The organism is Bradyrhizobium jicamae (assembly GCF_018130215.1).
In the GTDB taxonomy this organism is placed as follows: domain Bacteria; phylum Pseudomonadota; class Alphaproteobacteria; order Rhizobiales; family Xanthobacteraceae; genus Bradyrhizobium; species Bradyrhizobium jicamae_A.
Map to the genome: position 1 here is coordinate 1 of NZ_JAFCKQ010000032.1, position 21,656 is coordinate 21,656.

19 protein-coding genes are annotated in these 21,656 nt (G+C 64.7%); 6 read left to right on the forward strand and 13 right to left on the reverse strand.

The genetic code is table 11. The annotated features are described in order from the left end of the window. Window positions 1-351: 351 nt before the first annotated feature. Window positions 352-1,533: a serine hydrolase gene (locus JQ586_RS27320; RefSeq protein ID WP_212397730.1), complete on the forward strand. Its 1,182-nt coding sequence runs from the start codon at window positions 352-354 to the stop codon at window positions 1,531-1,533. A gap of 44 nt (window positions 1,534-1,577) precedes the next feature. On the opposite strand, the gene JQ586_RS27325 is transcribed toward JQ586_RS27320, so the two are convergent. After that, window positions 1,578-2,033, reverse strand: a complete 456-nt coding sequence (locus JQ586_RS27325) for an Lrp/AsnC family transcriptional regulator (protein WP_212397731.1) — start codon at window positions 2,031-2,033, stop codon at window positions 1,578-1,580. Between the two features lie 159 nt (window positions 2,034-2,192). On the opposite strand from JQ586_RS27325, the gene JQ586_RS27330 reads away from it, so the two are divergent. Then, window positions 2,193-5,669: an indolepyruvate ferredoxin oxidoreductase family protein gene (locus JQ586_RS27330; protein ID WP_212397732.1), complete on the forward strand. Its 3,477-nt coding sequence runs from the start codon at window positions 2,193-2,195 to the stop codon at window positions 5,667-5,669. Here the strand turns inward: JQ586_RS27330 and mctP are convergent. The 3 genes from mctP to JQ586_RS27345 all read right to left on the reverse strand — a co-directional run bounded on the left by mctP (window position 5,640) and on the right by JQ586_RS27345 (window position 8,467). Beyond that, window positions 5,640-7,130, reverse strand: coding sequence for a monocarboxylate uptake permease MctP (gene mctP / locus JQ586_RS27335; protein WP_212397733.1), 1,491 nt, complete (start codon window positions 7,128-7,130; stop codon window positions 5,640-5,642). The genes JQ586_RS27330 and mctP overlap by 30 nt on opposite strands. A gap of 10 nt (window positions 7,131-7,140) precedes the next feature. Then, window positions 7,141-7,320, reverse strand: a complete 180-nt coding sequence (locus tag JQ586_RS27340) for a DUF3311 domain-containing protein (RefSeq protein ID WP_212397734.1) — start codon at window positions 7,318-7,320, stop codon at window positions 7,141-7,143. Window positions 7,321-7,555: 235 nt separating this feature from the next. After that, on the reverse strand, window positions 7,556-8,467 hold the full coding sequence (locus tag JQ586_RS27345; protein WP_212397735.1) for a LysR family transcriptional regulator: 912 nt from the start codon (window positions 8,465-8,467) through the stop codon (window positions 7,556-7,558). Between the two features lie 141 nt (window positions 8,468-8,608). Here JQ586_RS27345 and JQ586_RS27350 point away from each other — a divergent pair, with 141 nt between their 5' ends. The 3 genes from JQ586_RS27350 (at window position 8,609) to JQ586_RS27360 (ending at window position 12,270) form a co-directional block, all read left to right on the forward strand. After that, complete coding sequence (locus JQ586_RS27350) at window positions 8,609-9,757, forward strand: HlyD family secretion protein (protein WP_212397736.1); 1,149 nt, start codon at window positions 8,609-8,611, stop codon at window positions 9,755-9,757. A 403-nt stretch (window positions 9,758-10,160) separates the two neighbouring features. After that, window positions 10,161-11,780 carry an MDR family MFS transporter gene (locus tag JQ586_RS27355; protein WP_212397737.1) on the forward strand — a complete coding sequence of 540 codons (1,620 nt, stop codon included), beginning with the start codon at window positions 10,161-10,163 and terminating at the stop codon, window positions 11,778-11,780. A 31-nt stretch (window positions 11,781-11,811) separates the two neighbouring features. Beyond that, a complete protein-coding gene (locus tag JQ586_RS27360) occupies window positions 11,812-12,270 on the forward strand; it encodes a carboxymuconolactone decarboxylase family protein (RefSeq protein WP_212397738.1) in 459 nt (152 codons plus the stop codon). Between the two features lie 96 nt (window positions 12,271-12,366). Here the strand turns inward: JQ586_RS27360 and JQ586_RS27365 are convergent, their stop codons facing one another. The 7 genes from JQ586_RS27365 to JQ586_RS27395 form a co-directional block, all read right to left on the reverse strand. Next, window positions 12,367-13,227 (reverse strand): D-amino-acid transaminase, encoded by an 861-nt coding sequence (locus tag JQ586_RS27365; RefSeq protein WP_212397739.1) that lies wholly within the window; start codon window positions 13,225-13,227, stop codon window positions 12,367-12,369. Window positions 13,228-13,417: 190 nt separating this feature from the next. After that, window positions 13,418-14,149, reverse strand: a complete 732-nt coding sequence (locus JQ586_RS27370; RefSeq protein WP_212397740.1) for an amino acid ABC transporter ATP-binding protein — start codon at window positions 14,147-14,149, stop codon at window positions 13,418-13,420. 25 nt (window positions 14,150-14,174) lie between these two features. Beyond that, window positions 14,175-14,867 (reverse strand): amino acid ABC transporter permease, encoded by a 693-nt coding sequence (locus JQ586_RS27375; RefSeq protein WP_212397741.1) that lies wholly within the window; start codon window positions 14,865-14,867, stop codon window positions 14,175-14,177. Between the two features lie 2 nt (window positions 14,868-14,869). Next, a complete protein-coding gene (locus JQ586_RS27380) occupies window positions 14,870-15,601 on the reverse strand; it encodes an amino acid ABC transporter permease (RefSeq protein ID WP_212397742.1) in 732 nt (243 codons plus the stop codon). Between the two features lie 294 nt (window positions 15,602-15,895). After that, a complete protein-coding gene (locus JQ586_RS27385; protein WP_212397743.1) occupies window positions 15,896-16,807 on the reverse strand; it encodes an amino acid ABC transporter substrate-binding protein in 912 nt (303 codons plus the stop codon). Window positions 16,808-16,838: 31 nt separating this feature from the next. Then, a complete protein-coding gene (locus tag JQ586_RS27390; protein WP_212397744.1) occupies window positions 16,839-17,702 on the reverse strand; it encodes an alpha/beta fold hydrolase in 864 nt (287 codons plus the stop codon). Next, window positions 17,699-18,115 (reverse strand): hypothetical protein, encoded by a 417-nt coding sequence (locus JQ586_RS27395; RefSeq protein WP_212397745.1) that lies wholly within the window; start codon window positions 18,113-18,115, stop codon window positions 17,699-17,701. Before JQ586_RS27395 ends, JQ586_RS27390 begins: the two co-directional genes overlap by 4 nt. Window positions 18,116-18,478: 363 nt before the next feature. Here JQ586_RS27395 and petA point away from each other — a divergent pair, with 363 nt between their 5' ends. Next, entirely contained in the window at window positions 18,479-19,132 is a 654-nt protein-coding gene (gene petA, locus JQ586_RS27400; protein ID WP_212397746.1) for a ubiquinol-cytochrome c reductase iron-sulfur subunit, read from the forward strand. Here petA and JQ586_RS27405 read toward each other — a convergent pair. Further along, a complete protein-coding gene (locus tag JQ586_RS27405) occupies window positions 19,119-19,967 on the reverse strand; it encodes an IclR family transcriptional regulator (protein ID WP_212397747.1) in 849 nt (282 codons plus the stop codon). The two genes, petA and JQ586_RS27405, sit on opposite strands and share 14 nt — an antisense overlap. Before the next feature lie 220 nt (window positions 19,968-20,187). Further along, window positions 20,188-21,573 (reverse strand): M20 family metallopeptidase, encoded by a 1,386-nt coding sequence (locus tag JQ586_RS27410; protein WP_212397748.1) that lies wholly within the window; start codon window positions 21,571-21,573, stop codon window positions 20,188-20,190. Window positions 21,574-21,656: the final 83 nt, after the last annotated feature.

The following is a 21,656-nucleotide window of genomic DNA, read 5'->3' on the forward strand; positions in this document are numbered from 1 at the left end:
TCGCGAAGATGCTTTCGCATCTCGCGGGAGACACCTGCCACTAGGGCGTCAGGCCTGCACGATTTCGCCGTCCGCTATCCGCCGCGACCGTCAATCGCGACATCAGCGTCCACCGCATCCCACCACAACGTTCGTGACGATCGCGAAGCGCCCCTCGAGCGGGTGAGACGGGAAACTCTATACGTTGATTCGCTATTATGATAAACCGAAATATTTTCGCGCGGGAGGATTGACAGGTTTTGCTGATTTGCCCGTCGGATCGTCGTGAGGTCGTCACACAGCCTTTTGTGACGTGACAACGGAAGGAGAAGCGAAATACCGTGTCGCGGCTCGCTCCCGGGGGTGGCAGCCATGTCGCTTTCACGCCGAACATTGCTTCAGGGCTCGCTGCTATCGGCTGCGGGTCTGATCCACGCGCGTTCGCCCGCCCTTGCCGCGGAGCCCGAAGCGCTGCCGACGTCGGTCCAGCGCAGGCAGATGGCCGCCCTGGCGGCCGATTTCATGGGCGACTACGACGTTCCCGGCCTCTCGATCGCCCTCGCGATCAAGGGAAAGCCCGTCTATGTCGAGGCATTCGGCGTTGCGGACCGGGAGACCGGCGAGGCACTCACGCCGCAACACCGCTTCCGGATCGCCAGCATCTCCAAGCCGGTGACCTCGACAGGGATATTCACGCTGGTCGAAGCCGGCAAGTTGCGGCTCGGTGACTACGTGTTCGGGCCGAACTCCATTCTCGCGGCGGATTACCCGACGACACCGACCCTGCAAAGCCTGATGACCGGAGGCGTGTCTCGCTCGAACGTCGAGCAGATCACGATCGAGCATCTCCTGACTCACACCACCGGTGCCTGGGGAAACCAGGTTCGCGATCCGATGTTCATGAACCAGGACATGTCGCACCGCGAGCTGATCAAGTGGACGCTCGAGCACATGCCGCTCACTAGTCCCCCGGGCGAGTCCTATTCCTATTCGAACTTCGGCTATTGCATCCTCGGGCGCGTCATCGAGAAGCTGACCGGCCAGACCTACGAGCGGTACATCAGGGATACCGTCCTGAAGCGATCCGGCATCGCCGACATGCAGATCGCCGGCAATACGCTGAGCGAGCGGGCGACGAGCGAGGTCAAATATTATTGCCAGACCGGCGATCCGTATCGGATGAACGTCGCACGCATGGATTCCCATGGTGGCTGGATTGCGACGCCGGGCGATTTGACGGCACTGTTCATCCATATCGACGGCTTCAAGGACACCGGGCAACTGCTCACCGACGACAGCCTCCGCGCCATGAGCACCCCAAGCGCCGTCAACCCTCGCTACGCCAAGGGGTCGTTCATCACCGCGAACAACAATTGGTGGCACAGTGGCCTGTTGGACGGAACGACGACGATCTCGGTGCGCACCAACAGCGATTTCTGCTGGTCGGCGTTCACCAATACCAGGTCGCGAGATGGCATGACCCGCGCCCTCGATCTGCTCGTGTGGCGCATGATCAAGATGGTGCCCGACTGGCATCCGGAGACGCGGTCGTAGGCTCAAGGTAAGGTAAGGCGCGCTACATCCGAGTCGTCGCGCCCTCAAAACGGCAGCGCCACGCCGGTCTTGATTTCCTTCAGGATCACGTTGGTGCGGACGTGGCGGATGCCGGGGATGCGGAACATGAAATCGTCGAGGAATCTGTTGTAGGCGTCCATGTCGCGTACCACGACGCGCAGATGGTAGTCGGCGTCGCCGGTGGTCGCGAAGCACTCCAGCACCTCGCGGCGCTTCAAGACGCTGGCGACGAACTCGTCGACGAATTTGACGTCGTGCCGCTCCAGCGAGACGTGCAGGATCGCCGAGGTGGCAAAGCCCGCCTGCTCGCGGGCGACCAGCGCCGCATAGCCTGATATCACGCCGGACTCCTCCAGCGCGCGCACGCGGCGCCAGCACGCCGAGGTCGACATGCCCACGGTCTCCGCCAGCTGCTGGTTGGTGGCGCGGCCGTCCTTCTGCAATTCGCCAAGGATCTTTTCGTCCTGCTCTTCGACCATGAACAAGCTCCATTTTGGTAAATTCTACCAAAAAGGCGCCATGGCCACAACATTCCACCGATATCGCGCCTCAGAAAGAACAGATAGGTAGGACCTACCAGGCATCAGGGCGTAGCGTTGTCTTCCGAGATCACCAGCGATTCCTCCGAGGGGTCAGTCATGGGCCAGATGCCGCTGCTCGACGCCTACCAGCTCTCCGACCGCTACACCCGCCAGCATGGCCGGGTTTTCCTCACCGGCACACAGGCGATCGTCCGCATCGCGCTCGACCAGGCCAAACGCGACCGCACCGCCGGGCTCAACACCGCCGGATTCATCTCGGGCTATCGCGGCTCGCCGCTCGGCGGCGTGGATCTCGAGCTCTGGAAGATCAAGGATCAACTGAAGACGAGCCGCATCGAATTCCTGCCCGCGGTCAACGAAGACCTCGCGGCGACCGCCGTGCTCGGCTCGCAGCAGGTGGAGACGCAACGCGATCGCGAGGTCGATGGCGTGTTCGGGCTCTGGTACGGCAAGGGCCCCGGCATCGACCGTTCCGGCGATGCGCTGAAGCACGGCAATGCCTATGGTTCCTCGCCGCATGGCGGCGTGCTTGTCGTCGCCGGCGACGATCATGGCTGCGTGTCGTCCTCGATGCCGCACCAGTCCGATGTCGCCTTCATGACCTGGTTCATGCCGACGCTGCATCCGGCCGATGTCGGCGAGTATCTCGCCTTCGGCGAATATGGCTACGCGCTGAGCCGCTTCTCCGGCATGTGGGTCGGCTTCAAGGCGATCTCGGAGATCGTGGAATCGGGCGCGTCGGTCGAGCTGCGCGCACCGCGCGTGTTTGCACGGCCGGATTTCACCCCGCCGCCCGGCGGCCTGCACTATCGCTGGCCGGATCTGCCGGGGCCGCAGATCGAGGAGCGGCTGGAGGCGAAGAAGCACGCGGTCTACGCCTTCGCGAAGGCCAACCCGATCGACCGCCGCATCTACGACGTCGAGGAGGCGACCTACGGCATCGTCACCACGGGCAAGGCGCATCTCGATTTGATGGAGGCGCTGCGGCTGGTCGGACTCGATGAAGCCGCTTGCCGCCGCCTCGGCATCGACATCTACAAGGTCGGCATGGTGTGGCCGCTCGCGCTGCACGACGCGATGGAGTTCGTGAAGGGCAAGCGCGAGATCCTGGTGGTCGAGGAGAAGCGCGGCATCATCGAAAGCCAGTTCAAGGAATATTTCTACGACTATCCCGGATCGAAGCCGGAGCGGATGGTCGGCAAGCATGACGAGACCGGCGCGCGGCTGATCTCCTGGATCGGCGAATTGTCGCCGCGGATGCTGGCGGACGTGCTGGCGCGGCGGCTCGATCCGATGTTTCCCGAATTGCAGATCGCCCGCCGCGTCGCTGCGCTCGCGCCCGAGCGGGATCGCACGATCGCCGTGCCCGGCGCGACGCGCACGCCCTATTTCTGCTCGGGCTGCCCGCACAACACGTCGACAAAGGTGCCCGATGGCTCGAAGGCACTGGCCGGTATCGGCTGCCATTTCATGGCGAGCTGGATGGACCGCGAGACCTCGTCGCTGATCCAGATGGGCGGCGAAGGCGTCAACTGGGCGGCCTCTTCGAAATTCACCGGCAATACGCATGTGTTCCAGAATCTCGGCGAAGGCACCTACTATCATTCCGGCTCGATGGCGATCCGGCAGGCGATCGCGGCGAAGGCCAACATCACCTACAAGATCCTGTTCAACGACGCAGTGGCGATGACCGGCGGCCAGCCGGTCGACGGCCCGGTCAGCGTGCAGGCAATCGCCCACAGCGTCCGCGCAGAAGGCGTGTCGCGCATTGCGCTGGTCTCCGACGATCCCTCCCATTTCTCGCCGGCGGATCTGCCCGGCGGCGTCACCATCCATCCGCGCGAGGAGATGGACGCCGTCCAGCGCGAGCTGCGCGAGATCAAGGGCGTCACCGTGCTGATCTACCAGCAGAGCTGCGCCACCGAGAAGCGCCGTCGGCGCAAGCGCGGCACGCTTCCCGACCCGGCGCGCTTCGCCTACATCAACGACCTCGTCTGCGAGGGCTGCGGCGATTGCTCGGTGGAATCGAACTGCCTCAGCGTCGAGCCGAAGGAGACGCCGTTCGGCCGCAAGCGCAAGATCAACCTCTCGACCTGCAACAAGGATTTCTCCTGCCTCAACGGCTTCTGCCCGAGCTTCGTCACCATCGAGGGCGGCAAGCGGCGGGCGAAGGCGGCGAGCCAGGTCGATCCGCTGGCGCGCGCTGCGACGCTGGCGGCGCCGGAGTTCTCCGCGCTGGAGCGGCCCTATGATCTGCTCGTCACCGGCGTCGGCGGCACCGGCGTGATCACGGTCGGTGCGCTGATCGCGATGGCCGCGCATCTCGAGGGACGCGGCGTCTCGGTGCTCGACTTCACCGGCTTCGCGCAGAAATTCGGCCCCGTCCTGAGCTTCCTGCGGCTGGCGGCGGCGCCCGATGCACTGCATCAGGTGCGGATCGACCAGGGCGCGGCGGATGCGCTGATCGGCTGCGACCTCGTGGTGTCTTCGTCGGCAAAGGCCTCCGGCACCTACCGCAAGGGCATGCGCGCCGCGATCAACATGGCGGAGATGCCGACCGGCGACGTGGTGCGTTTCCGCGACGCCGACCTCGCCTCCCCGGTGCGCTTGCGCGCGATCGAGCGGGTGATCGGATCGGGCAATCTCACCGCGATCGACGCCAATGCGCTGGCCGAGCGGCTGCTCGGCGACAGTGTCTATGCCAATATCATGATGCTCGGCTTTGCCTGGCAGCAGGGGCTGGTGCCGGTGTCGCTCGAAGCCTTGTCGCGCGCGATCGAGCTCAACGGCGTCACCGTCGAGCGCAACCGGCAGGCTCTGGCCTGGGGCCGGATCGCCTTCGCCGATCCGGATTTCCTGCCGAAGACCGGGGACACCGGCGCTGCGACGCCGGAGGCGCTCGATCAGGTCATCGCGCGGCGCGCCGACTTCCTGAGGGATTATCAGGACGAGGCTTATGCCGCGCGCTACAAGGCGGCAGTCGATCGCGTGCGCCGCGCCGAGGCGGCGCTCGGCGGCGAGAACCTCACTGACGCGGTAGCCCGGTCGCTGTTCAAGCTGATGGCCTACAAGGACGAATATGAGGTGGCGCGTTTGCATATGCAGACCGGCTTCCTCGACCAGATCGATCGCGAATTCGATGGCGACTACCGGGTGCAGTACCATCTGGCGCCGCCATTGCTGCCGGCGCGACGCGACGCGCGCGGCCGGCCGCGCAAGCGCGCGTTCGGTCCGTGGATCCAGACGCCGCTGCGGCTGCTGGCGCGGATGAAGGGGCTGCGCGGCACGCCGTTCGACCTGTTCGGCTACACTGCGGAGCGCCGCGCCGAGCGCGAACTGATCAGCTGGTACGAGGCGCTGATCGAGACCATGCTCGGCAAGCTCGATGCGGCACGCCTGCCCGACCTCATCGCGATCGCGAAGGCGCCGATGGAGATCCGCGGCTACGGTCCGGTGAAGGATGCGGCCATCGAGAAGACCAAGGCGGAGGTGGCGCGGCTGACCGCGCAACCCACCTCCGCCCCGTCTGACGCAGGTGGCGGCTCAGGCCGCCGCGCCGCGCTTGGCGGGTGACATCCAGCCGACCACGATGGTCGCGAGCACGGCGACCACGATGTTGAGCAGCAGCGCGCCGAGGCCGACATAGAAGGTGTAGCTGGCCTCTCCAAGCGTGATGCTGGCGAGCGGCTTCAGCCCGTTGCTCCACGCCGTGTACGAGCCCCAGCCGATCCCGACTGCCCAGCCGAGCAACAGGCCCTCGGCGCGGAACCAGGCGGTGAACAGGCCGAACACCAGTGCCGGCAGCGTCTGCACGATCCAGAGGCCGCCGAGCAGTTGCAGGTCGAGCGCGTATTGGGTCGGCAGGAACAGGATGAAGGCAAGCGCGCCGACCTTCACCACCAGCGAGGTGATTTTCGCCACCGATGCCTCGCCGGCATGGCTGATGTCCGGATTGACGTAGGACTTCCAGACATTGCGGGTGAACAGGTTGGCGGCGCCGATGCTCATCACCGCCGCCGGCACCAGCGCGCCGATCGCGATCGCCGCGAACGCAAAGCCCGCGAACCATTCGGGGAACAGCGTCTTGAACAGCGTCGGCACCACGTCGTTCGGCGAGGTCACCTTGACGCCCGCGGCATAGGCCATGTAGCCGAGCAGCGCGATCAGGCCGAGCAGCAGCGTATAGGCCGGCAGCAGGATCGCGTTCTTGCGGATCGTATCCGCCGACCTCGAGGCGAAGATGCCGGTCAGCGTGTGGGGATACATGAACGCGGCGAGCGCCGAGCCGAGCGCCAGCGTCGCATAGGGCAGATATTGCGCCGGCTTCAGGGTCAGGCCGGTGGCGCCGCCCTTCGCGGTGAATGCGTCGTTCGCCGCCGAGAACACCGCGCCATAACCGCCGAGCTTGGCGGGCACCACGACCACTGCGACCAGCACCACGATGTAGATCATGATGTCCTTGACGAAGGCGATCAGCGCTGGCGCACGCAAGCCCGAGCTGTAGGTATAGAGCGCGAGGATCACGAAGGCGGCGACGATCGGCAATTCGCCCGACAGCCCCATCGCCTTGATCACGACCTCCATGCCGATCAGCTGCAGCGCGATGTAGGGCATGGTCGCGACCATGCCGGTCAGCGCCACCGCAAGCTCGAGCGCGCGCGAGCCATAGGCGGCATGGACGACGTCGGCGGCGGTGACGTGTCCCGCAGCATGCGCCTTCTTCCACAGCACCGGCATCACCGCGAACACGAACGGATAGACGATGATGGTGTAGGGCAGCGCGAAGAAGCCGTAGGCGCCGACCGCATAGACCAGCGCCGGCACCGCGATCACCGTGTAGGCGGTGTAGAAATCGCCGCCGACCAGGAACCAGGTGATCCAGGTGCCGAACTGCCGGCCGCCGAGGCCCCATTCGTCGAGATGCTCACCAACCGGGCCCGATTTCCAGCGCGCGGCGAAGAAGCCCATCACGGTGACGAGCGCGAAGAAGAAGATGAAGACGCAGAGTGCGACCCACTCGATATGATCGGTCATGTCGGTCCCCTCACCGCGTCTCGTCAGGCGTGCTGCTGCGATAGACCAGCCAGATCAAGAGCGAGGAGATCGGCACCCAGGCAAGCTGGTACCAGTAGAAGAAGGGGAAGCCGAACAGCGACGGCTCGACTAAATTGTAGAACGGCACCCATAGCAGGCCGACAAACGGCAGCAGCAACAGAATCCACATGGCTTCCTCCCCCATCTCGCATCGGTGTTTCGCCCGACGACCCGACACCGGTTCGCGGCGTCTGGAATCCGCGTCACGGCAGCGCGACATCAGATGAATCGCCCGCCGGAATCGCGATCTTACCCTGCTTTGATGCCGCGTCGTCAATCACCTCGCGCAGCGCGCTTTGCATTCCGACCTTCGCATTCCGACTCGCGGCGACGTGTTCGCAGATGCGAAGAGCAGCAGCGCATCGTCACGAATACGGATTGATCAGCTTCTGCTGCTCGGTGGCGTGGCGGACCAGAAGATCGATGAAGGTGCGCACCTTGGCCGAGAGGTGATGGCGATGCGGATAGACCGCGTTCATCGTCAGCTCGACCGGCCGGTATTCGGGCAGCAGGCGGACCAGCCTGCCGGCCTCCAGATCGTCGCGGACGAGGAATCCCGCCGCCATCCAGATGCCGACGCCGGCGAGCCCGGCCAGCCGCAGCGTCTCGCCGCTGTTCGAGATCAGATTGCCCGACACCCGCACCGACGCCGCCGCGCCCTTTCGATCGACGAAGCGCCACTCGTCCTTGAAGGGATAATTGACGTGCTGGATGCAGTTGCGTGTCGCCAGATCCGCGAGCAGCGTTGGCTTGCCGTGCTGCTCGATGTAGCCGTGCGAGCAGCACAGCACGTGCCGCCAGGTCGCGATGCTGCGCACGATCAGGCTGGAATCCCGCGGCGGGATCATGCGCACCGCAAGATCGTAGTTCTCGTCGAGCAGGTCGACGTCGCGCTCGCCGATGGTGAGGTCGACCTTGACCTCCGGATAGGTCGCGAGGAACTCGGCGACCGCGGGTGAGAGGAACTGCACGACATGGGTGTTGGTGTAGATGCGCAGCGTTCCGCGCGGCACCGATTGCAGCGCGCCGGCGATGTCGTCGGCCTGCTCGATGTCGGCGAGGATCTGGATGCAGCGGTCGTAATAGGCCTGGCCGACCTCGGTCAGGCCGACCTTGCGCGTGGTGCGGTTGAGCAGACGCACGCCGAGCCGATCCTCCAGCGACTGGACGTGGTTGCTCACCATCGTGGTGGACATGTTGAGCTTGCGGCCGGCGGCGGAGAAGCCGCCGGAATCCACGACCCTGACGAAGGCAGTCAGGCTGGTCAGGCGATCCATTTGGAAGACCTCGGATTGTCTAGCCTGGCTTGATAATGCTTCCAGCTTTATCGGGATTATCACAGCGGGGAGGATATTGCATCTAGGGGTCGTACCCGGCGTCCTCCTCGACGAGGCGCCAAAGCCGGTTCGGAGGATGCCATGTCGACCACCACCTATGTCTCTGATGATGCTCCGAAAATCAGCCTGCGCCCGTCGCGGCGCGCGATCAAGGGGGCAGCCCTCGCGCTGGTCGCCGCGCTCGGCGTCGCCGCGGCGGGAGACTTCGGCTACGGCTACCTCACCACCGGCCGCTACCTCGAGTCGACCGACGATGCCTATGTAAAAGCTGACTCCACCATCATCGCGCCGCGCGTGTCCGGGTACATCGCGAAAGTGCTGGTGAACGACAACCAGCCGGTGAAGGCCGGGCAATTGCTGGCGCAGATCGACGACCGCGACTACCGCGCCGCGCTCGGCCAGGCGAGGGCCGACGTCGATGCGGCCGATGCGTCGGTGCGCAACCTCGATGCGCAGCTCGCCTTGCAACAGCCGATCATCGCGCAGGGCAAGGCCGATGTCGACGCGGCCGAGGCCAACCTGAAATTCGCGCAGGAAGAGCAGGCCCGCTACGACGGGCTGATGAAGACCGGCTCCGGGACCGTGCAGCGCGCGCAGCAGACCGACGCCGCGCTACGCTCAAGCGACGCGCAGCTGCAGCATTCGCAATCCGGCCTGCTCGCCGCCCAGCGCAAGGTCGACGTGCTGACCACGCAGCGCGCGCAGGCCGTGGCGCAGGCTGATCACGCCCGCGCGGTCGAACAGCAGGCCGAGCTGAATCTGTCATACACGCAGATCACCGCGCCGGTGGACGGCACCGTCGGCGCCCGCACGCTGCGCGTCGGCCAGTACGTGCAGGCCGGCACCCAGCTGATGGCGGTGGTGCCGCTCGGTGCGGTCTATGTGGTCGCCAACTTCAAGGAGACCCAGCTCACCCATGTGCGCAACGGCCAGCCTGTCGAGCTCACAGTCGACGGCTTCCGCGATACCACGCTGAAAGGCCATGTCGACAGCCTGTCGCCGGCCAGCGGCCTCGAATTCGCGCTGCTGCCGCCCGACAACGCCACCGGCAACTTCACAAAAATCGTGCAGCGCGTTCCGGTGAAGATCGTGCTCGACGACGGCAGGCTGACCGGACTGCTCCGTCCCGGCATGTCGGCGATCCCGACCGTCGACACCAAGGCGACGGTCATCGCCGAGCGCGCGGCGAAGCGGCATCTGGCCTCGGCGGCGGGCGCCAACGGCGGGTAAGGCGACGCAAGCTTTCGAATAACCGCGATCAACCTCTCTCCTTCCGCGCCGCAGATTCCGGTCGAAGGGTTCCCTCCCCCCCTTTGCGGGGGAGGGTTAGGGAGAGGGGTGCCGCTCGCTCTGACGTTCGACGGAGCGCGAGAAGCAATCCGTACGGCGCCAGCAAGATTGAGGCGGCTCGCACATCTTCACGCCAGCGCCCGGGGCCTACCCCTCTCCCCCCCTTCCCCGCAAGGGGGAGGGAGTGTGACGGGTCTGTTCACCTCACGATCGATCTCGCCAGCGAGCCACTGATCGCAGCGTCATTATCAAGCAGGGAGAGACAATGCTTCCATTCTTTCCCTGATTATCGAAACCAACCGCCTAATGCATGGTGCCTGCATCAATGCAAGGGACGACCCCGATGACCGCGCTCCGGCCCACACTCAACGCCGCTGCCTCTGCTGACCTCTCCAAGCCCGCTGCACCCGCGGCGCCGACCGTCTCGGCGCGGACCTGGATCGCGGTGATCGGCGCCAACCTCGGCGCGTTCATGGCGGTGCTGAACATCCAGATCGTCAATGCCTCGCTCGCCGACGTGCAGGGCGCAATCGGCGCCGGCATCGACGACGGCGGCTGGATCTCGACCTCCTATCTGATCGCAGAGATCATCGTGATCCCGCTGAGCGGCTGGCTCGCCCAGGTGTTCTCGGTGCGCAAATATCTACTCGTCAATGCGTTCCTGTTCCTGGTGTTCTCGGCGGCCTGCGCGCTGGCGCAGGACCTGCCGCAGATGATCGTGCTGCGCGCGGTTCAGGGCTTTTCCGGCGGCGTGCTGATTCCGCTGGCCTTCACGCTGATCATCACGCTGCTGCCGCGGGCCAAGCAGCCGATCGGGCTCGCGCTGTTCGCGATCTCGGCGACGTTTGCGCCTGCGATCGGCCCGACCATCGGTGGCTACCTGACCGAGAACTGGGGCTGGCAATACATCTTCTATGTCAATCTGGTGCCCGGCGCGATCATGATCGGCATGCTGTATTTCTCGCTCGACTCCAGCCCGATGAAGCTGTCGCTGCTGCGCCAAGGCGACTGGCTCGGCATCATCACGATGTCGATCGGGCTCGCCGCGCTGCAGACCGTGCTGGAAGAGGGCAACAAGGACGACTGGTTCGGTTCGGACTTCATCGTTCGCCTCTCTGTCATCGCCGCTGTCGCGCTGACGGCCTTCCTGGTCATCGAGTTCACGGTCGAGAAGCCTCTGCTCAATCTGCGCCTGCTCGTCCGACGCAATTTCGGCTTCGGCATGCTGGCGAACTTCCTGCTCGGCGTCGCGCTGTACGGCTCGGTGTTCATCCTGCCCCAGTACCTGTCGCGCGTTCAGGGCTACAACTCCGAGCAGATCGGCATGGTGTTGGCCTGGACCGGCCTGCCGCAACTCGTCCTGATCCCGCTGGTGCCCCGGCTGATGCAGCGCCTCGACCCGCGCATCATGATCGGCGTCGGCTTTGCGCTGTTTGCCGGCTCCAACTTCATGAACATCTTCATGACCAACGATTACGGCACCGACCAGCTGTTCTGGCCCAACGTGGTGCGCGCCGTCGGCCAGGCGCTGGTGATGGCGCCGCTGTCGGCGGTCGCGACCGCGGGGATCGAGGCAGAGAATGCCGGCTCAGCATCCGGCCTGTTCAACATGATGCGGAACCTCGGCGGCGCCGTCGGCATTGCCATCCTGCAGACGGTGCTGACCAAGCGCGAGCAGTACCACTCCAACGTGCTCAGCTCCTCCGTCTCGATGCTGGAGCAGGCCACCCGCACGCGGATCGATCAGTTGACCCAGTATTTCATGAGCCACGGCGTGGCCAACCAGGCCGATGCGACCAGCCGCGCTTTGGTCGCCATCGGCAAGATCGTGCAGAAACAGGCTTTCATCCTCGCCTTCAGCGACACCTTCTACCTGCTCGGTGTCGCCCTGATTGTCGCGCTTGCCGCGGGACTGTTCCTGAAGAAGCCCGGCCATCTTGCCGGTGGCGGCGGCGCGCATTGAACTTCATCACCGCAAGCAAAGGAGAACCACCATGAAACCCCGCATGAACTTCTTCCAGGCCGCCCCCGAGACCATCAAGGCACTGGTCGCCGTGGAGAACCAGATCACCGCCAGCGGTCTCGAGCAATCGCTGATCGAACTGGTCAAGACCCGGGCGTCGCAGATCAACGGCTGTGCCTATTGCATCCACATGCACACCGAGGATGCCCGCAAGCACGGCGAGACCGAGCAGCGGCTCTATCTGCTCAACGCCTGGCGCGAGTCGCCGCTCTACTCCGACCGCGAGCGCGCCGCTCTGGCCTGGACAGAAGCGCTGACGCATATTGCGGAAACCCACGCGCCCGACGCCGATTACGAGGCTGTGCGCGCGCATTTCTCGGATGCCGAACTGGTCAACCTCACCACATTGATCGGGGCCATCAACGCCTGGAACCGGATCGCAATCGGTTTCCGCGCGGTGCATCCGGTGAAGGCGAAGGCGGCGGCGTAGACGTCACCTCATACTCAGCTGTCATGCCCCGCTTCATGCGGGGCATCCAGTACGCAGCGGCCTCCCGGCTGACATTCAACAGGCGACGCGACCGCGCTAAACCGCCGTCGCCTTGGCGAAGTCGACATAGATCTCGCGCAGGCGGTCGGTCATCGGACCGACCTTGCCGTTGCCGATCGCCTTGCCGTCGACAGCGACCACGCCCTGCACGAACACCGAGGCGCTGGTGATGAAGGCTTCCTTGGCGGCGAGTGCTTCCTCGACCGTGAAGGCGCGTTCCTCGATGCGCAGCTGGCGTTCCTCGGCGAGCTTGACCACCGCCTTGCGGGTGCAGCCAGGCAGGATCTCGTTGCCGTTCTGCCGCGTCACGATGACGTCGTCCCGGGTGACGATGAAGGCGGACGACGAGCCGCCCTCGGTGACCTTGCCGTCCTCGATCATCCAGGCCTCGCCGGCGCCGGCCTCGGCCGCGGCCTGCTTGGCCAGCACCTGCGCCAGCAGCGCCACGCTCTTGATGTCGCGGCGGGTCCAGCGGATGTCGGGCACGGTGATGACGTTGATGCCGGTCCTGGCCGACGGTGCGTTGATGATGTCCTTCTCCGAGGTGAACATCACCAGCGTCGACTTGACGTCCGCCTTCGGGAACGCGAAGTCTCGCCCCTTGTCGGCACCGCGGGTGACCTCGAGATAGACCATGCCGTTGACGAGGTCGTTGCGCCTGACCAGTTCCTTCTGGATCTCCTCGATCCGCGCCACGCTCTCGGGCAGCTTGAGCTTGATCTCGCCGACCGAACGCTCCAGCCGCGCCAGATGCGAGGCACTGTCGATCAGCTTGCCGTCGAGGACTGCTGCGACCTCATAGATGCCGTCGGCGAACAGGAATCCGCGGTCGAAGACCGAGACCTTGGCCTCGGAGTGCGGCACGAACGAGCCGTTGACGTAAGCGATCTTTTCCAAGCGGATTCTCCTGCGGACGAAGGGCGGGTTTCAGGCCTTCGTATACGCAAATTGCGGGCCGGGATAAACCCTCCAGCCGCGCCGTCACTCCGGGGCGCCTCGGAGAGGCGAACCCGGAATCTCGAGATTCCGGTTTCGATGCTGCGCATCGCCCGGGAATGACGATGTGGAAGGCCCGTGCCCCCCAGCCTCAGTGCTGCAAGATCTTCGACAAGAACTTCTGCGCGCGATCACTGCGGGGCTGGCCGAAGAAGTCGGTCTTTTTGGCATCCTCGACGATCTCGCCACGGTCCATGAAGATCACGCGGTCGGCGACCTTGTTGGCAAAGCCCATCTCGTGGGTCACGACCATCATGGTCATGCCCTCGCGGGCGAGGTCGACCATCACGTCGAGCACCTCGCTGATCATCTCGGGATCGAGCGCCGAGGTCGGCTCGTCGAACAGCATCGCGATCGGGTCCATGGCGAGCGCGCGGGCGATCGCGACGCGCTGCTGCTGGCCGCCCGAGAGTTCGGCCGGGAATTTCTTGGCATGATCCTTCAGGCCGACGCGATCGAGCAGCTTCATGCCCTTGGCCACGGCGTCGTCATGCCTGCGGCCGAGCACCTTCTCCTGCGCCAGGCAGAGATTCTCGACGATCCGCAGATGCGGAAACAGCTCGAAATGCTGGAACACCATGCCGACCCGCGAGCGCAGCTTCGGCAGGTCCGTCCTGGGGTCGTTGACCTTGACGCCGTCGAGGGTGATGTCGCCGCCCTGGATCGGCTCCAGCGCGTTGACGCATTTGATCAGGGTCGACTTGCCCGAACCGGAGGGCCCGCAGACCACGACCACCTCGCCCTTGGCGACGCTGGTGGTGCAGTCCTTCAGCGCCTGGAAGCTCGGCCCGTACCATTTGTTGACGTGATTGATCTCGATCATGATGGCTCTGTTTGTTGGAGCATCGCTATCGAACGATGGCGATGCGCGCCTGCAGGCGGCGGACGAGGAAGGACGCGGCAGAGCAGATGACGAAGTAGACCACCGCTGCGAACAGGTACATCTCGACCAGGCGGCCGTCGCGCTGCGCGACCTTGCTGGCGGCACCGAGGAAATCGGTGATCGACAGCACGTAGACCAGCGAGGTGTCCTGGAACAGCACGATGGTCTGGGTCAGCAGCACCGGCAGCATGTTACGGAACGCCTGCGGCAGCACGACGTAGCGCATGGTCTGGCTGTAGGTCAGGCCGAGCGCGTTGGCCGCGGCCGGCTGGCCGCGCGAGATCGACTGGATGCCGGCGCGCATGATCTCGGAGAAATACGCCGCCTCGAACATGATGAAGGTGATCAGCGAGGAGGCGAACGCGCCGACCGTGATCGGCCGCGACGCACCGGTCAGCCACTGTCCGATATAGGGCACCAGGAAGTAGAACCAGAAGATCACCAGCACCAGCGGCAGCGAACGCATGAAGTCGACATAGATGCCGGCGACGCGCCCGAGCAGCCTGTAGCCGGACAGCCGCATCAGCGCGATCAGCGTGCCGAATACGAGCCCGCCGAAGGCCGCGAGTGCGGTCAGGGTCAACGTGAAGCGCATGCCCTCGAAGAACAGATAGGGAAGCGCGCGACGGATGACGTCGAAATCGAAATTGCCGATCATGGTCATTTCCCCGCGATGTAGCCGGGAATCGCGACATAGCGCTCGAGGAAGCGCATCGCGGTCGCCACGATGAAATTGACAATGAGGTAGAGCACGGTCGCCGCCGTGAAGGCCTCGAACACCTGGAACGAGAACTCCTGCATCGAGCGCGCCTCGCCGGTCAGTTCGACCAGGCCGATGGTGATGGCGACCGCCGTGTTCTTGATGGTGTTGAGGAACTCCGAGGTCAGCGGCGGCAGGATGATGCGGAACGCCATCGGCAGCAGCACGTAGCGATAGGTCTGCATGGTGGTCAGGCCGAGCGCGGTTGCTGCCTGCTTCTGTCCGCGCGGCAACGAGGAGATGCCGGCCTGCAACTGCACGGCGACCCGCGCCGACATGAAGAAACCGATGCCGATCGCGGCCGTCCAGAACGGGGCGTTGGGCAACTGCTTCAGCCACAGGCCGGCGGATTTCGGCAGCAATTCCGGCAGCACGAAGAACCACAGGAACAGCTGCACCAGGAGCGGCATGTTGCGGAAGAATTCGACATAGCCAAAGCCGATCCACGAGGCCGTCCTCGACGGCAGCGTGCGCATGACGCCGATCACGCAGCCGGAGATCAAGGCGATGATCCATGCGAGCAGCGACGTCTTGAGGGTGACCACCAGTCCCGACAGCAACAGGTCGAGATAGGTGCCGGTCCCCATCGGGTTCGGCTCAAGAAAGATGTGCCAGTTCCAATTGTAGTTCACAGGTCCCCCGCGCAACCACGCCGATCACGCATGACGGCAAGATGTATGCAAATGTCCGGCCATTCTCCTCCAAAAAATGGCCGGCCATTTCTCGACTCTTCTGCCTCGCCCCGCTTGCGTGGAGAGGCCGGATCGCATCGCGATCCGGGTGAGGGGGCTCTCCGCGAGTCCAACTCGCGCTGCCTTTGCGGAGTGAGCCCCTCACCCTGACCCTCTCCCCGCGAAGAGCGGGGAGAGGGAACGGAAGCAGCTTCCGCGCTTCGATGCTTTTACGTGCCCGGCGAAGAAGAAAGCCTACTTATACGAATCCGGATCGGGCGAATCCGACGGCTTGGCGAATTCGTTCTTCAGTTCCGGCCCGATCGGCACGTTGAGGTTCAGGCCCTTCGGCGGGATCTTCTGGGTGAACCACTTGTCGTAGATCTTCTGGCCCTCGCCGCTGGTGTACAGCGCGGCGGTGGCGGCGTCGACGACCTTCTTGAAGGGCGCGTCGTCCTTGCGCAGCATGATGCCGTAGGGCTCGGGCTTGGAGAACGCATCCTTGGAGATCACGTAGTCGTCGGGCGCCTTCGAGCCGGCCACAAGGCTCGCCAGCAGGATGTCGTCCATCACGAAGGCGACCGCGCGGTCGGTCTCGACCATCAGGAAGGCTTCGGCATGATCCTTGGCCGGAATGATGTTGGCGCCGAGGCTGCGCGCGACGTTGGCTTCGGTGAGCTGCTTGATGTTGGTGGTGCCGGCGGTCGAGACCACGGTCTTGCCCTTCAGGTCGTCGATCGACTTGAGCCCGGCCGATTTCTTGAAGACGTAGCGGCTCGCGGTCAGGAAGTGGGTATTGGTGAAGGAGACCTGCTTCTGGCGCTCGGCATTGTTGGTGGTCGAGCCGCATTCGAGGTCGACGGTGCCGTTGGCCATCAGCGGAATACGCGTCGCCGAGGTCACCGGGTTGAGCTTGACCTCGAGCTTGTCGAGCTTGAGCTCCTTCTTGATCGCATCGACGATCTTGTAGCAGATGTCCATGGCGTAGCCGACGGGCTTCTGGTTGTCGTCGAGATAGGAGAACGGAATCGAGGAATCGCGATAGCCGAGAGTGATCGCGCCGGTGTCCTTGATGTTCTTCAGCGTGCCGGTCAGCTCCTCGGCCTGCGCCTGGCCCGCGCACAGCGCGCCGGCGAGCGCGAAGCCGATCAGATAGTTCCGTGTCATACGTCTACTCCTTGCGTGGAAACTGCATATTTCAATGCGTGAGAATGTCAGCGAGGACGGGTGCGATATAGCGGCGAAACTGTCCGGGATTCTCGCTCATCGGAAAATGACCGAGCTTCTCCATGATCGTGACGCTGGCGCCCCCTATTGCCGCTGCCGTCCGCCTCGTGTCCTCGGGCGTGCAGGAGAAATCATACTCGCCCGTGAGCAGATAGAGCCTGCATACTTTAGTATCGATTGACGCGACCTTGCCGCGCAGGTCGCCGTCGACGCGATAGAAGTGGAGGTCGCCCTTGAACACGCCGGGACCGCCCTGCTTGTAGGCCCACAGCGTTTCCATCCGCTGGGCAGCAGGACTCTGCGGGGCGATCAGCCCCGAGACCAGCGCGGCGCAGACCTCGCCGCCATGGACGTCCGGGCGGTTCAGCCAGCTCGTGTCGTACCACGGCTGCTGGAAATCGGCAGCCTCGAGCCCGATCAAGGCGCGGAATTCGGCGGCATGTTCGATCGCAAGGTTGAGCACGATGCGGCCGCCGATCGAGCAGCCCATCACGACAGGCTTCTCCAGCGCGAGCGCGCGGCAGAAGGCACGGATGGTCTCGGTGTATCTGATGGTGGTGAGCTGGTATTCATCGCCGACCCAGCTCTTCGGCGGATTCGACTTGCCATGCCAGGGCATATCGAAGGCAATGATGCGGAAATTTTCGGCAAACTCGCTGTCTGCGAGCAGATGCCGCCACTGCCGCCCGTCGGAGCCCGCGGTGTGCAGGCAAACCAGCGGAACGCCGCTGCCGTTCTCCTCGAAATAGATGCGATGCAATTCGCCGCCGATCTCGACGTGGACGTAACGGCCGATCATCGGCTCGACATGGCCGTTTGCGATATCAGCGGTCATGGTGCGATCGCCGGAGCATGCAGGCGCGGCAGCGCGAGCAGGTCCTTGAAGTACTGCAGATGCGTCATGAAGGGATGGAGATCACCTTCCAGCGCGGCCTCACCGCGCTTGGTCAGCGCCAGCAGGTCATGCCAGCCCGGCTTCGGCTCCGCCTGCCAGTAGGCGGTCCACGCTTGCGGCGTCGCGCGATAGGAGAAACGCCAGGAGCGCATCAGGCGAGGCGCCGGCGTGAGCTCGACGATGCGGCCGGCGCGGATCGAAACATGGAATGGATGATCAACCGGCCCCAACAGGCAATCGCAATCAAGCAACCGGCCACGTGCGATCAGGGCCGGTGCCCGGTCAAGCAGCGCGGGAATGCCGGCAAACGCCCGGATGACGGCGTCGTCGGTGGTGGCGGGCGATGGCGTCATTCGTCGGGCAGGGTTCCGGCGGCGGGCAGGTCCATGATGACCGGAAGTGCCGAATGCCGCAAGTCGCCGCGGAACCAGCAGCATGCGCGCTGGGAACATTTGCGCGTCCATCTCAACCCGGCTTGAAGATGTCCCCGAATTAACGAAGGACGACTGGTGGTGGCGCCGTGCGTCGCCAAATACTTGGGTAGACGCCGTGAATGACCACGGCGAGGCGCGCAGCCACAGATCAGGTCTCACCCGCGACGACCGGCTGCCGTGCGCGTCGATCATCATGAACTTGCAGCAGATCCGGCGGGTTCGCCGAACTCCATCGCGCGTAATGCTTCCGTCTTCTGCGTTCCCTTCGAAGGAGCATGCGCGATGGCTGACTTGACTTCCACCGAAATCATCCCGATGTCCGGCAAGGCAACGCGCCGCGACTTCCTCTACATCGCGACCGCCGCCTTCGGCACGGTGGGCGTGGTGGCCTCGATCGTCCCCATGATCAGCGAGATGAACCCCGACGCCTCGACGCTGGCCGCCGGCGGCCCGGTCGAGCTTGACCTCTCAAAGGTCGCGCCAGGCCAGCAGGTGATCCTCCGCTGGCGGTCCAGGCCCGTGTTCGTGACCCACCGCACGCCTGACGCGGTGCAGAAGCTCAAGGACCCGGCCCTGCTCTCGCTATTGGCCGATCCGCAATCGTCGGAATTGCAGCAGCCGCCCTACGTGCAGAACTGGCATCGCTCCATCAAGCCGGAATTCGGCGTCGTGGTCGGCATCTGCACCCATCTCGGATGCATTCCATTGTTCGAGCCGCAACCGAACCCGACCTCGCCGGCAGCGAACTGGCCGGGCGGCTATTTCTGCCCGTGCCACGGCTCCAAATACGATCTCGCCGGACGCGTGTATCACGGGGTGCCGGCACCCTATAACCTGCCGGTTCCTCCGCATCATTTCCCCAACGACAAGATGCTCCGTGTCGGCGAGAACCCGCCGAACTCCAGTTTCGAGTTCGATTCGGTCACCCAGATCTAGCAGCGACGCGGCCGTTCTTCGGCGCCTGCGCGATGGCGCGCGCGAGCACCTGGGCTTCCTTCTTCAGCATGTCGGCGAGTTCCGCCTCGCGGCGACGGATGCGGTCGCTTGCGGCGCCGATCGAGAGAGCGGCGACCACCTCGCCGGCGTCGTCGCGGACCGGCACGCCGACGCCGCCCATGCCGGGAAACGCAGCGTCGATCAGCACGGTGTGACCGATCTTGCGCGCGCTCGTGATGCGCTCGCGCAGGAATTTCGGCGTGATGCGCGGCGACTTCGCCAGCCTCGGCACGATCACCTCGATCACAGCCTCGATCTCGGCATCCGGCAGCCAGACCAGCAGCGCCAGCGCGCCGGCACCGACACCGAGCGGGCGGCGGCTGCCGATCTGCAGATAGTTCGGCTGCAGCGGATGGCTGCCGACCGAGCGCGCGAGATAAAGTGCCTCGACGCCGGAGCGCACCGAGAGCAGCGCCGTATCCGCCGATCGTTCCGACAGCCGTAACAGGCTCGGCTGTGCCAGCTCGGCGATATCGACCGAGCGCCGCGCACCGACCGCCATCACCCGCGCCTCCTGGCCGAGCTCGTAGGTCTTGGCGCCCGCGACGCGGGCGACGAACCCCTCCTGGATCAGCGAGTTGAGGATGCGCAGCGCGGTTGCCTTGTTCAGCGAGGTGGCGTCGGCGATGTCGGTGAGGCGCAGCGGCGAGCGCTGCGCCAGCACGCGCAGGATCGCACAGACCTTCTGGATCGCGTTGAACTTGTCGGGCTGCCCCGGCTCCGGCGCCGGCTTCTTCCGCGCGGCGCGTGCGGTCGCGGTCGTCGACGCATTCATGCCCTGCCCTCACACAATCTCTGATCCGGACACGACATCCGTCATGGACATGGCTCCGCGCGAGCCGCCATCCTAGAGCGGTTGGCGACCGCGGGGCATCGTATACTTTCGTCAGATGAAACTGTGCTGCGATTTATCTACGTTGCTTTGCAGCAATGTAACTCATGTGAATTTCGCAAGACGAAATCAGGCAAAGCAGCATCCCGTCACAGGATGCAAGTCATGACTTGCGCGGCGTCTCGCCGAGATCCCAGAACAGGCCGGCCATGATGGTGAGCGCTTCTTCCGTCACTGGCAGCAGGATGTGCTCGTCGGGGGCATGCTGAGAGCAGCCCGGATAGGAATGTGGCACCCAGATTGTCGGCAGGCCGAGCCCCTCGGAGAACACGTCGTTGGGCAGCGAGCCGCCGAAATTCGGCAACACCGCGGGCGACTTGCCGGTGGTGTTGCGGATCGAGGTCGCCGCCCAGTCGATCCACGGGCTGTCCATGTCGGTGCGCGATGCGCCAAAGCGCTGCGCGCCGGAGACCTCGACCATCGGGAAACCGTTGTTGTGCAGATGGTCGCGCACGCCGTCGATCACCTCGAGGTACTTGGTCCCGACGACGAAGCGCAGCTGCAGCACCGCGCTCGCCTTGCCCGGAATCGCGTTGGCCGGCTTGTCGATATTGCCTGTCGACATCGCCAGCACTTCAAGCGTGTTCCAGGCATAGAGCCGCTCGGCCGGGGTCAATCCCTCCTCGCCCCAGTCCGCTGCGAGTGCGGGCTCATCCGCGGTCGGTTCGATCCTGACGTCCGCGAGCGCGGCGCGGACGCGGTTGGAGATCGGCGGCGGTTTGAGGATCTCGAGCTTCATGCGGCCCTTGCCGTCGACCAGGCTTGCGATCGCATTGCAGAGGATCGTCGCGGGATTGGCGAGCACGCCACCCCAATTGCCGGAATGGTTGCCGCCCTCGCGCAAGTTGACGTCGAGATGGATGCGGTTGCCGCCGCGGCAGCCGAGGAAGATGGTCGGCCGCTCCACCGAGAGCCGCGGCCCGTCGGAGGCGACGAACAAATCGGCCTTCAGCTCCTCGCGATGCGCCTCGCAGACCTCGCGCAGGTCGGGCGAACCGATCTCCTCGCCGGTCTCGATGATGAACTTGGCGTTGAAGCCGAGCTTGCCGCCGCGCGCCTGTTTCACCGCACGAAGCGCGGACATATTGATCGAGTGCTGCCCCTTGTTGTCGGCGGTGCCGCGGCCATAGACCCGCTCGCCCCTCACCGTGGTCTGCCAGGGATCGAGCCCGTCGCGCCATTCGCCGACCATGCCGTCGACGACATCGCCATGGCCGTAGCTCAGCACGGTCGGCCGTGAGGCATCTTCCCGGTAGTCGGCGATCAGATAGGGCCCGCGGCCGGTCGGGGATTCGATCAGCCGGGTCTTGAAGTCGAGCTCGGCGAAGGCCGGCTGCAGGTTCTCGACCAGATAGGCGCGCAACGCACCGGCCTTGTCGGCATTCAGGCTCTCGGTCTGGTAGCCGACCCTGGCGTTCAGTTCCTCGAGGAACTGTCCCGATTGAAAATGCTCTCGCACGATCGCGATCGCGTCGGCCCGTGTCGCCATGATGGTCCCTTCAGCGCTGTATCTGATGCGAACCTATCGGGATCGCTTCGCGACGGGAAGGGTGCGAAACGCGAATGGGTCTT